We start from the raw sequence: 14,436 nt of genomic DNA on the forward strand, positions 1-14,436 counted from the left end.
TCGGGATACCGCTACATCGGCGAACAAGAGTCGATCAACCGGCGCTCGGCCGGGCGGGACGGCCGGCCGAGGCAGGCGGTCGCGATCGGGCCGGCGGGGTCAGGTGGTGAGGGCGTCGACCACGTCGCCGATCACCACGATGGCCGGTGGACGCAGGCCCGCCTCGACCACGTCCGCCGCCACCGCGCCGAGCGTCGACCGCAGGCTGCGCTGGTCACCCGTGGTGCCCTCCTGGATCACCGCGACCGGGGTGGCCGCGTCCCGGCCGTGCCGGGTCAGGGTGGCGGTGATGGCGGCCAGGTTCTTCAGCCCCATCAGCACCACCAGGGTGCCGCGCAGCCCGGCGAGGGCTTCCCAGCGCACCAGGGAGACCGGCGAGTCCGGGGCGACGTGCCCGGACACCACCGTGAACTCGTGCGCCACCGCCCGGTGGGTCACCGGGACACCCGCCGCCGCCGGCACGGCGATCGCGCTGGTCACCCCCGGCACCACGGTCACCGGTACGCCGGCCGCCGCGCAGGCCAGCAACTCCTCCCCGCCACGCCCGAAGACGTACGGGTCGCCGCCCTTGAGCCGGACCACGACCTTGCCGGCGAGCGCCCGGTCGACCAGGATCCGGTTGATCTCCTCCTGGGTGCGGGACGGTCCGTAGGGGATCTTGGCGGCGTCGACCAGTTCGACGTCGGGGCGCAGCTCGTCCAGGAGCAGTCCGGGCACCAACCGGTCGGCGACCACCACGTCCGCCTCGGTGAGCAGCCGCCACCCCTTCACGGTGATCAGTTCCGGGTCGCCCGGTCCCGCGCCGACCAGCGACACCCGCCCGACCGGAGCAGCGGGGAGGGCCGCCCCGCTGCCGAGCCCGGCCGGTGCCGGACCCGGCGGGCCCGCGTCGGCCCCGGCCGCCACCGGCTCCCCCGGGTCGACGAGCAGCCCGGTCCGGGCGTTGAGCAGTTCCCGGACGGCGTCGCGGACGCCCATCGCCCGGTGCGGGTCGCCCCCGCCGAGCACCGCGACGGTGACCGGCCCGTGCCGGGTGACCGCCGGCGTCCACGCGGTGGCCGCCGTCCGATCGTCGGCCCGGACGCAGAAGATCCGCCGTTCGTCGGCGACGTCGCTGACCGAGGCGGCGGCGAGCGGATCGTCCACCGCGACCTGCACCAGCCACGCCCCGTCGAGGTCGTCGGGGGCGAACCGGCGGGGCCGCCAGTGCAGCCTTCCGGCGTCGACGTGCGCGCGCAGGGCCGGGGTCACCTCGGGGGCGACCAGCAGGACGTCGGCGCCGGCGTCCAACAGGGCGGGGACCCGGCGGCTGGCCACGGCGCCGCCGCCCACCACGACCACCCGCCGACCGGCGAGCCGCAGGCCGAGGGGGTACGGGTTGGTGCTCACTTCTCGGAAACCCCCGCCGCGTCGAACGTCGCCACCTCGTGCAGCACCCGGACGGCACCGGTGACCACCGGCAACGCCAGCAACGCGCCGGTGCCCTCGCCGAGGCGCAGGCCGAGGTCGACCAGCGGGTCGAGCCCGAGGTGACGCAGCGCCACGGTGGCGCCCGGCTCGGCGGAGCGGTGCCCGGCGATCATCGCACCGACCGCGTCGGGGGCGAAGGCGGCGGCGGCGAGCGCGGCGCTGACCGCGATCACCCCGTCGAGCAGCACCGGCACCCGGCGGGCGGCCGCGCCGAGGATCAGGCCGGCCAGCGCCGCGTGCTCCAGGCCGCCGACGGCCGCCAGCACCCCCAGCGGGTCGGCCGGGTCGGGCCGGTGCCGGTCCAGCGCCGTCCGCACCGCACCGATCTTGCGCCGGTACGTCTCGTCGTCGATCCCGGTCCCCCGGCCGGTCGCCTCGGCCGGGTCGACCCCGGTGAACGCGGCGATCAGCGCGGCGGACGGCGTGGTGTTGGCGATCCCCATGTCCCCGGTGAGCAGCACGCCCGCCCCGGCGTCGATCAGCTCGCCGGCGATCCGGATGCCGACCCCGATCGCCGCCCGCACCTCGTCCGGGGTGAGCGCGGCGGCGACGGTCATGTCCCGGGTGCCCCGCCGCACGTTCGCGTCGACCAGGCGCGGCGACGCCGGCGCGGCACCGGCCGGACCACCCGTCGCGCCGGCAGCCCCACCGGTCGGGACCGCCCGACCGCCGGCCGCCTCAGCCCCGCCGCTCACCTCAGCGCCGGCGGCCGGGGCAGTGCCGGCGGACTCCTCGGGTGGGAATGACAGCGGGGTGGCGACGCCGACGTCGACCACGGTGACCGAGGCGCCGGCCTGTCGGGCGAACGCGTTGACGACCGCCCCACCGGCCAGGAAGTTCCCGATCATCTGGGCGGTGACCTCCTGCGGCCACGGGGTGACCCGCTGGGCGTGCACACCGTGGTCGCCGGCGAAGATCGCCACCGCCGCCGGCTCGGGCAGCGGGGGCGGACAGGCTCCGGCCAGGCCGGCCAGGCGTACGGACAGGTCCTCCAGGGCACCGAGCGAGCCGGCTGGCTTGGTGAGCCGGGCCTGGAGGTCCCGGGCGGCGGTCATCGCCGACTCGTCGAGCGGACCGATCGCCGCGATCGTCGTCTCCAGCATCATGCCTCCAGGATCTCCGTCAGTACCTCGATGAACGCGTCGGTGGTCGCCGGGTCGCGGACGGCGATCCGCAGCCAGTCCGGTCCCAGCCCGGGGAAGGTGTCGCCGCGTCGGACGGCCCAGCCGCGCTCGCGCAGCGCCTGGCGTACCCGGTCGGCGCCGGGGCGGTGGATCAGGACGAAGGCGCTGGCCGGGCGGCCCGCGACGCGTACCCCGGGCAGGGCCGACAGGCGGCTCACCAGGTGGTCGCGGTCGGCGGCGAGCCGGGCGGCGATGGCGCGCTCGGCGGCGACGGCGGTCGGCGACGCGACGGCGGTGGCGGCGGCCAGCGCCGGGGTGGAGACGGCCCAGAGCGGCTGGACGGCGGCGAGCCGGTCCAGCAGCGCGGCCTCGCCCAGCAGGTAGCCGATCCGCAGGCCGGCCAGGCCCCAGGTCTTGGTGAGGCTGCGCACCACCACCAGGCCGGGCAGGTCGCGGCGACCGGCGAGCGACTCCGGTTCACCCTCGACGCCGGGTACGCCGGTGGTGTCGGCGAACGCCTCGTCGATGACGAGCACCCGGCCGGGTCGGGCCAGCGCGGCAAGATCGGCGGCCGGGTGCAGCACGGAGGTCGGGTTGGTCGGGTTGCCGATCATGACCAGGTCGGCGTCGGCCGGCACCCGGGCCGGGTCGAGCCGGAAGTCGTCGTCCGGGTCGAGGAGCACCCGCTCGACCCGGTGACCGGCGGCCCGCAGCGCGGCCTCCGGCTCGGTGAACTGCGGGTGCACCACCACCGGCCGGCGTACCCCGCCCAGGGCGCGGGCGAGCAGCACGAAGCCCTCGGCGGCACCGGCGGTGAGCAGCACCTCCGCCGGCGGGCGACCGTGCCGGGCGGCGACGGCGGCCCGGGCCGGCCGGGGGTCGGGGTAGCCGGCCAGGTCGGCGAGGGCGGCGGTGAGCGGGTCGGCCAGCCAGTCCGGCATCGGGTCCCGGCGGACGTTCACGGCCAGGTCGACCAGGCCGGGGGTGGCCTCGGCGTCCCCGTGGTGGGCGAGATCCGGCGCGATGCCGACGGTAGGCCCGGGAGCGGCCGACGGCTCGGATGCCGTCGACGGCCCGGAAGTCGTCGACGGCCCGGAAGTCGTCGACGGCCCGGAAGTCGCCGGCGGCCCGGAAGTCGCCGGCGGCCCGGCAACGGCGGCTTCCGGGCCGGTCGGCGGCTCGGTGCCGGTCAGTTGCCCACGCATGACCGCGATCCTGCCGGGAAGCCGGCGCGGGGGACAGCCGATCCCGGCGTGGGCCACATCACGGCCGGGGTCCGAACTCCGGGGGCGTTCATGAATTCTTCTCATGGATGAATCGGAAATGTCATAACTTGACCAGGTGAGCAATCGACCCCTTGCTACCGCAGTTCGTTCCGTTCCTCTCCTGCGCGCCGGGCTGATCGCCGGTGTCGTGCTGGCCGCCGTGGTGTACCCGGTGGCCGCCGTGACCGGCCTGGGCGCCAAGGCCACCGCGCACGCCGTGGAGCACAAGACGAACATCCTGCGCACCGCCCTGCCCGCCGAGACGTCCTACCTCTATGCCCCGGACGGCAAGACGATCCTGACGATGTTCTACGAGGAGTACCGGCAGTACACCAAGTTGTCGGACATGTCGCCGAACATCCAGCAGGCCATCGTCGCCGCCGAGGACAACCGCTTCTACCAGCACCAGGGCGTCGACCCCAAGGGCGTCGCCCGCGCCTTCGTGGCCAACGCCCGGTCCAGCGGCGTCTCCCAGGGCGCCTCCACGCTGACCATGCAGTACGTCCGGATGGCGTTGCGGGACAGCGCGCAGACGCCACAGGAGGTCCAGGAGGCCATCCAGCAGACCAGCCTGCGCAAGGTCAAGGAGATGCGGATGGCGCTGGACATCGAGAAGGAGCTGACCAAGGACCAGATCCTGGAGCGCTACCTCAACTCGGCGTACTTCGGCCACCGGGCGTACGGCATCTACGCGGCGGCGCAGATCTTCTTCTCCAAGACCCCGGCCACCCTGACCCCCGCCGAGGCGGCCACCCTCGCCGGGCTGGTGAAGTCCCCCTCCGAGTACGACCCGCTCAGCTCGGACCAGAAGGAGGCCACCGGCCGGCGCAACTACGTCCTCGACAAGATGACCCAGCTCGGCTACCTGTCCCCGGACGCCGCCGCGGTGGCGAAGAGCGAACCGATCCGGACCCGGCCCACCACCCCGGCCAACGACTGCGCCTCCATCACCAGCACGTACAACGCCTGGGGCTTCGCCTGTGACTACGTGAAGAACTGGTGGAGCGCGCAGCCCGCGTTCGGGGAGAACCGGCTGGAACGGATGGACAAGTTGCGCCGGGGCGGCTACCGGATCGTGTTGAGCCTCGACCCCAGGGTCCAGGCCGCCGCCGAGAAGAACGTCGGCGCGAAGGACCGCGTCGGCAGCCCCTTCGCCAACGGGATCGTAGTCGCCGAACCGGGCACCGGACGGATCAAGGCGATGGCGGTGAACCGGATCTACTCCCTGGACGTCGGCGAGAACGGATCCAGCTCGAACCCCGAGGCCGATCCGAAGACGAAGGCCAACTATCCGAACACGGTCGCCCCGCTGCTCGGTGGCGGCACCCTCCCCGGTTACCAGGCCGGCTCGACGTTCAAGATGTTCCCGATGCTGGCCGCCCTGGACGCCGGGATGCCGCTGTCCACCGCGTTCAACTCGCCGCACACCTACCGGTCGGCCGTCTACGACGGGTGGTCCCCGTCCAACGCCAGCGGGGCGATGACCGGCCGGCAGACCATGTGGTCCGGGTTCGGCAAGTCGGTCAACACCTACTTCGTGCAGCTGGAGGAGAAGATCGGCGCGGATCGGGGGGTGCACCTCGCCGAGCAGTTGGGCCTGCGCTGGCGTACCGACGTCGACAAGGAACAGGCGTCGCCCAGCAAGGCGAAGAAGTGGGGCGCGTTCACCCTGGGCGTCTCCGACGCGACCCCGCTGGAGATGGCCAACGCGTACGCCGCGATCGCCGCCGACGGCCGGTACTGCGAGCCGATGCCGGTCAACTCGATCACCAACCGGGACGGCACCCCGGCCACCTACAAGACCGCCGGGGGCATCGAACGGGAGGTCGCCAAGCCCCGCTGCCGGCAGGTGGTGAACGCCGACGCGGCGCGGGCCGCCACCGACGCGGCGCGCTGCCCCACCGGCGACACCCCGGCCAAGGGCACCTGCGGTGGCTGGTCGACGGCGGACAGCGTCCGTCGCACGGTGGGACGCCCGGTCGCCGGCAAGACCGGCACCACGGACAGCACCCGGTCCGCCTGGTTCGTCGGCTACACCCCGGAGTTGGCGGCGGCTAGCTTCATCGCCGACCCGGACAATCCGTTCAACGCCGTCGGCGACGGGCAGTCCCAGGTCCCGGTCAACGCGGTCGCCCAGACCCTGCGGGACGGCCTCAAGGGCACCCCGACCCGCCAGTTCACCCCACCATCGGACGCCATCGTCGGCTGACCCCGGGGCCACGGCGGGCGGGCCGCGCGAGTCCGGCGAGCCCCGGTATCGGCCGGACGGCGGTCAGGCCGGGCCGCGCGGCGCTGGTCAGGCCCGAGGCGGCGGTCAGGCCGGGGGCGGCGGTCAGGCCGGGGCGGCGACACCCTCGACCGGCGACGGGAGCGCCGCCGCCGTCACCAACCGGGTCGCGATCTCGGGGTACGCCGCCCAGTGCAGGCCGAGCTGGGAGGCGTGCACCCCCCGCCAGACGAAACCCTCCGGCGTGCCGCCCTCCCAACTCCAGGCGGCCCGCTGCCCCGACCGGGGGGTGAGCACCGCGCCGTGCTGCTTGTAGCCCACCACCGTCGCACCCGTGCCGGCGACCACGCTGTCGGACTGGGCGATCGCCTCCCGGTAGCCCACCACCAGGCCGTCCCGGCTCACACCGATCGCGTCCAGCACCCCGCACATCGGCAACCCGTCCAGCTCGCGGGCCAGCCACAGCAGGCCGGTGCCCTCGGCGAGGACCGGACGTCCGGTGCGGGCCAATTCCGCCACCGCGATGCAGAGCCGCCGGTTGGCGGACAGGTCCCGCGCGTACGACTCGGGCAGCGCGCCCCCGACGACCAGCGCGCGGGTGCCGGCGGGCAGCGCCTCGTCGCGCAGCGGGTCGACGGTGACCACCTGCGCCCCGGCGGCCCGTAGCAGCTCGGCGGTCTCCGGGTGGCCGTAGCTGCCGCCGGGGCCCCCGGCGAGCGCCACCACCGGCGTCTCCCCCACCGGGGTCCCGGTGGCCGGCGACCAGGCCGGGACGGAGAGCGCCGGAGCCGAGCGGGCCAGCGCGAGCAGGCGCTCCAGGTCGACCGTGCCGGCGACCGCCTCACCGAGCCGGCGCACCGCCCGGGACGCTTCGGCGTCCCGGGCGAGGACCGGCACCACGCCGTGCCGGCGCGCGGGCAGCACCGGGGGCAGCTCGTGGCGGCGCAGCGCGCCGTAGACCGGCATCCCGACGTCGTCGAGCGCCTCCCGGAGCATGGACTCGTGCCGGCCGGAGGCGACCTGGGTGAGGATCACCCCACCCAACCAGAGCTGCTCGTCGTACGAGCGGAAGCCGTGCACCAGGGCGGCCACCGACTGCCCCATCGCCGCCACGTCGATCACCAGCACGACGGGGCTGCGCAGCGCGGTCGCGACGGCGGCGGTGGACTCCGCCTCGGGACGGCCGGCGACCGAGTCGTACAGCCCCATGGTGCCCTGGACCAGGGCCAGCGCGGCACCCTGCGCGCCGTGCGCGAAGAGCGGCCCGAGGCGGTCGGCACCGATCAACCGGGGGTCGAGGTTGCGGCCGGGACGACCGGCGGCCAGGCCGAGGTACGCGGCGTCCACGTGGTCCGGGCCAACCTTGAAACCGGCGACGTCGAGCCCCCGGTCGACCAGTGCCGCGAGCAGGCCGACGGAGAGCGCGTTGGTGCCGTGACCGGAGGACGGCGCGCTGAACACGAGGCGCGGCACGGCGGTCATCATCGACTCCTCGGTGGTGACGGGTGGTGACAGGAACGGCCGCGAAGAACACCGGCGGCGATCCGCTCGCGTGACCATACCCGCCCGCACCAAGGGGTGGAGACGGCCGATCCGGCACTGCACGGCCGGTCACGGACCGTCGCGGAGGGTGGCCCCCGTCATACGGGTAGCCTCGTGCTGTGTACCGGTTCCTGCTGACCCCACGCTGGCTGGGCATCCTCGCGTTGACCCTGGTCGCCGCCGCCGTCATGGTGCTGCTCGGCAACTGGCAGCTGGACCGCTACCGGGAACGCACCGCCGTCAACGAGCGCATCGACGCCGGCACCGCGGGCACCCCCGCCCCGCTGCGGGCGACGCTGCCCGCCCCGACCGGAGGCGCGGGCACGGTCGGCCCACCCCCCGCCGAGCAGGCCGAGTGGAGCCGGGTCACCGCCAGCGGCCGGTACGACGCCGCGAACATCGTCCTGGTCCGGGGCCGGACGGTGGAGAGCAAGGTCGGCTTCGAGGTGCTCGTCCCGCTGGTGCTCGACGACGGCACGGCGGTGCTGGTCGACCGGGGCTGGGTGCCCCCGGCGGCCGGCGGCGCGCTGGCCATGCCGCAGGTGCCCGCGCTGCCGACCGGCCAGGTGACCGTCATCGGCCGGGTGCACCCCACCGAGACCGGCGGCAACGGCGTCGGCCGGCGCGACGGCCGGTTGGAGACCCGGCGGGTGACCGTGGACAAGCTGGCCCGGGAACTGCCGTACCCGCTGCACGGGGCGTACCTGCTGCTCGACGAGCAGACCCCGGCGAACGACCCGGCGTTCCGGTCGGTGCCGATCGGGCACACGAACAACTGGCAGAACTTCGGCTACGTGGTCCAGTGGTGGTTGTTCGCCGCGATGACGCTCTTCGGCTACGGCTGGGTGGCCCGACGGGAGGCCCGCCGTGCCGCCGGCCTGGACGCGCCGAAGCCGCCCGTCGACCGGGCGGCCGAGCCCGCCACACCCACCGCCTGAGCGGCGCGCGGGGCCCCGGTGGTGATTCGTTGACGCCATCAGCTCAGCCCTCAGCGGCCCCGTGACCCGGCACCACCGCGGAACGCGGCACGACGCGGGACGCGGTATGGTCCGCAACGTGTTCAACGCGCGTGAGGTGTCGCAGTGACCTCCGATCCCGCCCCGTCGTACCCGTCCGGTCCGCCCACGCAGGCGACTCCCGCCTATGACCCGTGGGCGCCGTCACCGGACGTACCGCCGGACCCGACGGCGTTCCCGGCATCCCCGCCCCCGCACGCCACCGCCCAGTCCCCGGCAGCACCCGCCCCGGCGGTCCCGGTCGAGCACCCCGCCCCGCCAGTGGCCGGGCCGCACTCCGCACCACCCGCCCACTACTCGGGGCCGCCCGCCCAGTTCTCCGGACCACCCGCCCAGTTCTCCGCGCCACCCGCCCAGTTCTCCGGACCGCCTGCACAGTTCCCCGCACCTGCCGCGCCGGTCACCGGATCGTTCGGGCCGGTCACCGGAGCATCCGGGGCCTACGGCGCGCCGCCCGGGGCCGACCCCTACCTGGCGTCACCAGCGGGTCAGCCGGGCCCGTACCCGCCGTTGTTCGCTCCGCCGGTGCCGGGCATCGGTCAGCAGCCGACGGCGGTGCAGATCGGCGAGATCCTGGTCAGCCCGCCGGTGATCCGCACCCCGGCCGGGGTGATGCCCCTGGCCGGCGCCAACTGGTACGTGACCGACTACTGGCAGCGCGAGGAGAAGATCGCCAGCTGGGCGATCGTCTGCGCCATTCTCGGCTTCTTCTGCCTGACCATCTTCAGCCTGCTCTTCCTGCTGATCAAGGAGACGCGGCACTACGGCACCGTGCAGGTGACGGTGACCAGCGGCGGCCACCAGTACGTGGCCCGCATCCCGGTCGTCGACCAGGGGCAGGTGCAGCAGATCAACAACCAGGTCAACTACGCCCGGTCGCTGTCGACGGTCTGACCCGGATCGACACGCCTCCGCGTCCCTCACCAACGGTGGCCCGCCACGCCCGACGGGCCCTCCACCCCGACGACGTCGCGGCCCGAGGCAGCTCACCCGACGACCCTCCAGCCGACGACATCCCGGCCCGAGACAGGTCGACGGCCTTCCACCCGGCGACGGCCCGGCCCGCTCCGCCGGCGGCCCTCATCTCGACGACGACCCTTCCCGGGACGGTTCAGCCGGCGGGCCGCCCGGCGTGCAGTGCCCGGACCGTGTCGATGGTGTCGGCCTCGGCGGCCGACTTGTCGTCGCGGTAGCGCAGCACCCGGGCGAACCGGAGGGCGACCCCGCCCGGGTAGCGGGTGCTGGTGAGCACCCCGTCGAAGGCGATCTCGACCACCTGCTCGGGACGGACCCGCACCACCCAGTCGCCGCGCTCCACGGCCAGCCCGAGGAAGCGTTCGGTCTGCCAGCGCAGCAGCTCGTCGGTGAGCCCCTTGAAGGTCTTGCCGAGCATGACGAACTCGCCGGTGCGCGGGTCCCGGGCACCGAGATGGAGGTTGGACAGCCAGCCCTCCCGCCGGCCGCTGCCCCACTCCACCGCCAGCACGACCAGGTCGAGGGTATGCCGGGGCTTGACCTTGACCCAGGCCGTGCCCCGTCGACCGGCGTCGTAGGGGGCGTCCGGCGACTTGACCACCACCCCTTCCTGGCCGGCGTCGAGCGCGGCGGCGAACGCCGCGCCGGCCTGCTCGGGGTCGTCGACCTCCACCCGACCGACCAGCATCGACCCGTCGACCACGTCGGCGAGCCGGGCCCACCGCTGCCGGCCGGGCAGATCGATCAGGTCGTCGCCGTCGAGATGCAGCAGATCGAAGAAGTACGGCGTGAGCGCCGTCGCATCGGCCGCCGCAGCGGCATCCGCCGCCGCAGTCGCACCGGTCGCCGCGTCCGTTCCGGTCCCGGCGGTCGCCGCCGTCACGCCGGTGGCGGTGGTGGCTCGTCGGGCGGCCCGGCTGGAGGTCTGGGGAAACGGCAACGGTCGGCCGGCGGTGTCCAACCCGATCGCCTCACCGTCGAGCACCAACTCCCGAGCCGGCAACGCGCGCACGGCGGCCACCACCTCGGGCACCCGGGCGGTGATCTCGTCGAGGCTGCGGGTGAAGACCGCGATGTCGTCGCCGGAGCGGTGCACCTGGATGCGGATGCCGTCGAGTTTGACGTCGACCACCGCCGGAACCCCGGTGGCCTGGAGCGCGGCGTCGACCGAGGGCGCGCTCTGGGCCAGCATCGGCGCGAGCGGACGGCCCACCTGCAACCCGAACCCGGCCAGCGCGGCGGCCCCGCCGGTGCGGGCGGCCACTGCGACGGCCCGCAGATCACCGGCGAGCAGCAGGGCCCGGCGCACCGCCGTCACCGGCACCTCGGCGGCTCGGGCGATGGCGTCGGCGAGCAGGCCGGCCTGGGCACCCTGGCGCAGCTCGCCTCGGAACAGGTCGACCAGCAACCGTTGCTCGTCGGCGGTGGCGACGCCGAAGAGGGCGGCGAGCAGTTGCCGACGTCGGGCCTGGGAACCCGGGCCGTGCACGGCGGCGATCTCGTCGATCGCCGCGTCGACGGCGGTCACGGTGAGGGTCGGCTCGGTGGCCGGGGGCGGCAGCTCACGCAGGCTGGCCCAGCCCACCCCGGTCTGCCGCTGGCGCAGCTCACCGGCGAGGTAGCCGGAGCCGACCGCCACCTCGGCCGGGTCGAACGCCCGGAGCGCGCCGGCCAGCAACTCCACCTTGGCGCGTCGGCCGGAGGTGGCCGAGACGGCCGCGGAGGTGGCTGCCAGGTCGAGGAACCGCACGCACCTCATCCTGCCAGCCACCCCCGACACCACCCGGGTATTGCCGTACCCGGGCCGCCTATCTCTGTGCGGGCGCGGTCGGCCCGCACCCGTCAGCCGTCCGGGAGGCGAAGCACCCGACCGTCCCCTGTCCGGGCCCGGCCGACCCGGTCGACCCGGTCGGGCCGCCCTCCGGCCGCGCCGGAGGCGCGACGCCCCGCGTCCCGGGTCAGGCCGGGACGGGCTCCTCGACTCGCAGGCCACGGGCGCGGACCCCGTCGGCGACCCGGGACAGCACGCCGTCCAGGGCGACCAGCACGGCCGAGAGCTCGCCGAGCTGTTCCTTGAGCGTGTCCTCGGGCCACGCGGAGACGTCGACGTCTCCCAGAGCGCTCACGGCGGCTTCCAGCCGCGTCATCACGTCGTTCGTACGCATGTTCGAAAGGCTATACCAGGGCATCGTCCGACACGCCGCAAACTCCGACATCGACCCCGAAGTTATGGTTCCGCGACCTAACCGGCCTGCCGCCCCTGCTCGGCCACCCCGGCCAGCAGCAACGCCTCGGCCAGGCAGACCCGGGCGAACTCGCCGAGATGCAGGCTCTCGTTCGGGCCGTGCGCCCGGGCGTGCGGGTCCTCCACCCCGGTGACCAGGATCGCCGCCTGCGGGAACATCTCCTGGAAGGTGGCGATGAACGGGATCGACCCGCCGACGCCGATGTCCACCGGCTCGGTGCCGTCCCAGGCGGCCCGGAACGCGGCGCGGGCGGCGTCGAACATCGGCCCCGACGCGTCGATCACACACGGGTCGCCGTCGTGCTCCAGGGTCACCGCCACCCGGGCGCCCCACGGCGCGTGCTTCTCCAGATGGGTACGGACCGCGTCGTACGCCCGCTTCGGGTCGTCACCCGGCGCCAGCCGTACGCTCAGCTTGGCCTTCGCGGCCGGGACCAGCGCGTTCGGCGCCTCGCCGGTGGCCGGGGCGTCGATGCCGAGCACCGCCACCGCCGGCCTGGTCCAGAGCCGGTCGGTGATCCGGCCGCTACCGATCAGCGACACCCCCTCGACCAGCCCGGCCTCGGCCCGGAACCGGTCCTCCGGGTAGTCGACGGCGGCACCGGTCCGGCCGGTCAGCCCCGCGACGGCCACGTCGCCGGCGTCGTCGTGCAGGGTCGCCAGCAGGCGGACCAGCGCGGTCAGCGCATCCGGCACGGCACCGCCGAACATGCCGCTGTGCACCGCGTGGTCCAGGGTGCGCAGCTCGACGAACAGGTTGACGACACCGCGCAGCGAGGTGGTCAGGGCCGGTACGCCCACGTCCCAGTTGGTGGAGTCGGCGATCACGATGACGTCGGAGGCGATCTCCTCCCGGTGCTCGGCGAGGAGCCGCTCCAGCGAGTCGGAGCCGTACTCCTCCTCGCCCTCGATGAACAGCACCACGCCGACCGGGAGCTGGTCGCCGAAGGCGCGCAGGGCGGCGACGTGCGCCATGATCCCGGCCTTGTCGTCGGCGGCGCCGCGCCCGTAGAGGCGACCGTCCCGCTCGACCGGCTCGAACGGCGCGGACTCCCACAGCGACAGGTCACCGACGGGCTGGACGTCGTGGTGGGCGTACAGCAGCACGGTGGGTGCGCCGGGCGGGGCGGCCCTCGTCCCGATCACGGCGGGCTGACCGCCCGACCGCACGATGCGGACGTCCAGACCGCAGCCCCGCAGCAACTCGGCGACCGCCTCGGCGGAACGCTCGACGTGCGAGTGGTCGAAGCCCTCGAACGCGATGCCGGGGATGCGGACGAGGCGTTCCAGGTCGGCACGGACACCGGGCAGTTCCCGCGCGACGGCGGCCCGTACCTCGGACTCGGACATGATCGGTGAGGTCATGACCGGCATCGTATGCCGGCCTTACCGGGGGCACCCGGACCCGGGCGGCGCACGTAGTAGTGCTCCCGGTCGTGCGGCAGCGTCGGCGCGCCGTCGACCACCAGGTCGACGGCGGCGGCGGTCCGGTCGGCCGCGAAGTGGGCCTCCTCCCCGGCGTGCCAGCGCCGCAGCTCCGGCAGCATCTGCGGCCCGTCCCGCTCCAACGCGCGACGCAGCCGCAGCCCGGCCGGCGCGGTGACCTGCACCGACAGGGTCAGCTCCGGCCGGATCGCCGCCCGCGCCGCGCTCATCCCCTCCAGCAGCAGCACCGGCGCGACCGGCACCGGCACCTCGCGGGGCAGGAACGCCCGCCGCACCCAGCTGTACCGCTGGTGGGACCCTGCCCGGCCGGCCCGCAGCGGGGCGAGCACCTGCTCCTCCAGCCGGTCCCAGAAGGTGAGCTGGTCGTCCCAGCCGTCGAGCAGATCGTCGGTGTGCACCACCGGTGGTCGCCCGCCGTCGGGCAGGCCGGCCAGGGCGTCCGCGAGACGCGCGGTGAAGACGCTCTTGCCCGCGCCGCTCGGCCCGTCGACGGCCACCAGTCGGGTACGCCCCAACCGGGCCGGCCGGCCGAGCACCCGCCGGGCCAGCGTCGCGTACGCCTCGACCAGGGCCACCGTCACCCCGGTGACGCTAGTGGGTGTCCCCCGTCAGCCTGGTTCCGCCGGGGGGAGTGCTGTTCGTCGGGCGGGGGTCCGGGGCGCGGGGCATGATCTGGACGTGCTCAATGACGTGATGAGTCCGGGCGTGGACGCCCTGCTGGAACAGGCCCGAGCCGGGCTGCGGCGGTTGAGTCCTCAGCAGACGGTCGAGGCGGTACGGGCGGGTGCGCTGCTGGTCGACACGCGGACCGAGGGTCAACGCCGCGAGCAGGGGGAGCTGCCCGGCGCGATCGTCATCGACCGGACGGTGCTGGAGTGGCGGTTGGACCCGGCCAGCGACTGGCGCATCCCCGAGTCGACCCGCTACGACCGGGAGATCGTGGTGGTGTGCCGGCACGGCTACAGCTCCAGCCTGGCGGCGGCCAGCCTGCAGGCGTTGGGCCTGCGCAACGCCACCGACCTGATCGGCGGCGTGCAGGCGTGGCGGGAGGCCGGGCTACCCCTGTCCGACCGGCCCGCCGACGTCCGACCCTGACGACCAGCCGGTGGTTGCGGCCCCGGGCAGC

At 74.7% G+C, this 14,436-nt stretch carries 11 protein-coding genes and 1 pseudogene; 4 read left to right on the top strand and 8 right to left on the bottom strand.

From position 1 onward, the window contains the following. Positions 1-99: 99 nt before the first annotated feature. The 3 genes from cobA to cobC are packed head-to-tail and all read right to left on the bottom strand — an operon-like array spanning position 100 to position 3,799. Complete coding sequence (cobA, locus tag ACQP1S_RS25400) at positions 100-1,389, bottom strand: uroporphyrinogen-III C-methyltransferase (RefSeq protein ID WP_432899993.1); 1,290 nt, start codon at positions 1,387-1,389, stop codon at positions 100-102. Continuing rightward, positions 1,386-2,573 carry a nicotinate-nucleotide--dimethylbenzimidazole phosphoribosyltransferase gene (locus tag ACQP1S_RS25405; RefSeq protein WP_432908304.1) on the bottom strand — a complete coding sequence of 396 codons (1,188 nt, stop codon included), beginning with the start codon at positions 2,571-2,573 and terminating at the stop codon, positions 1,386-1,388. Before ACQP1S_RS25405 ends, cobA begins: the two co-directional genes overlap by 4 nt. After that, the gene (gene cobC, locus ACQP1S_RS25410; RefSeq protein WP_432899996.1) at positions 2,573-3,799 is read right to left on the bottom strand and encodes an Rv2231c family pyridoxal phosphate-dependent protein CobC; all 1,227 of its coding nucleotides are present in this window, start codon (positions 3,797-3,799) and stop codon (positions 2,573-2,575) included. The genes ACQP1S_RS25405 and cobC overlap by 1 nt, the downstream gene beginning before the upstream one ends. Positions 3,800-3,935: 136 nt before the next feature. On the opposite strand from cobC, the gene ACQP1S_RS25415 reads away from it, so the two are divergent. Next, complete coding sequence (locus ACQP1S_RS25415) at positions 3,936-6,068, top strand: transglycosylase domain-containing protein (RefSeq protein WP_432899999.1); 2,133 nt, start codon at positions 3,936-3,938, stop codon at positions 6,066-6,068. 123 nt (positions 6,069-6,191) lie between these two features. Here the strand turns inward: ACQP1S_RS25415 and ACQP1S_RS25420 are convergent, their stop codons facing one another. After that, positions 6,192-7,568 (bottom strand): cobyrinate a,c-diamide synthase, encoded by a 1,377-nt coding sequence (locus tag ACQP1S_RS25420; protein WP_432908306.1) that lies wholly within the window; start codon positions 7,566-7,568, stop codon positions 6,192-6,194. Between the two features lie 179 nt (positions 7,569-7,747). On the opposite strand from ACQP1S_RS25420, the gene ACQP1S_RS25425 reads away from it, so the two are divergent. Together ACQP1S_RS25425 and ACQP1S_RS25430 are read left to right on the top strand one after the other, a co-directional pair. Then, positions 7,748-8,566: an SURF1 family cytochrome oxidase biogenesis protein gene (locus tag ACQP1S_RS25425; protein WP_432900001.1), complete on the top strand. Its 819-nt coding sequence runs from the start codon at positions 7,748-7,750 to the stop codon at positions 8,564-8,566. Positions 8,567-8,710: 144 nt separating this feature from the next. Continuing rightward, entirely contained in the window at positions 8,711-9,538 is an 828-nt protein-coding gene (locus tag ACQP1S_RS25430) for a hypothetical protein (protein WP_432900004.1), read from the top strand. A 217-nt stretch (positions 9,539-9,755) separates the two neighbouring features. Here ACQP1S_RS25430 and ACQP1S_RS25435 read toward each other — a convergent pair whose 3' ends face one another. The 4 genes and pseudogenes from ACQP1S_RS25435 to ACQP1S_RS25450 all read right to left on the bottom strand — a co-directional run. Continuing rightward, positions 9,756-11,378 carry an ATP-dependent DNA ligase gene (locus ACQP1S_RS25435; RefSeq protein WP_432908309.1) on the bottom strand — a complete coding sequence of 541 codons (1,623 nt, stop codon included), beginning with the start codon at positions 11,376-11,378 and terminating at the stop codon, positions 9,756-9,758. 199 nt (positions 11,379-11,577) lie between these two features. After that, positions 11,578-11,784, bottom strand: a complete 207-nt coding sequence (locus tag ACQP1S_RS25440) for a hypothetical protein (RefSeq protein ID WP_091250538.1) — start codon at positions 11,782-11,784, stop codon at positions 11,578-11,580. Between the two features lie 77 nt (positions 11,785-11,861). Then, on the bottom strand, positions 11,862-13,214 hold the full coding sequence (locus ACQP1S_RS25445) for a dipeptidase (RefSeq protein ID WP_432908312.1): 1,353 nt from the start codon (positions 13,212-13,214) through the stop codon (positions 11,862-11,864). After that, positions 13,207-14,069: pseudogene (locus ACQP1S_RS25450) on the bottom strand (uridine kinase family protein); the annotation flags it as partial. The pseudogene ACQP1S_RS25450 and the gene ACQP1S_RS25445, both read right to left, overlap by 8 nt. Here ACQP1S_RS25450 and ACQP1S_RS25455 point away from each other — a divergent pair. Beyond that, positions 14,004-14,405: a rhodanese-like domain-containing protein gene (locus ACQP1S_RS25455; protein ID WP_432900007.1), complete on the top strand. Its 402-nt coding sequence runs from the start codon at positions 14,004-14,006 to the stop codon at positions 14,403-14,405. The pseudogene ACQP1S_RS25450 and the gene ACQP1S_RS25455 sit on opposite strands and share 66 nt — an antisense overlap. Positions 14,406-14,436 lie beyond the last annotated feature (31 nt).

The sequence above is a fragment of the Micromonospora matsumotoense genome, assembly GCF_050951065.1.
GTDB classification, from domain to species: domain Bacteria; phylum Actinomycetota; class Actinomycetes; order Mycobacteriales; family Micromonosporaceae; genus Micromonospora; species Micromonospora matsumotoensis.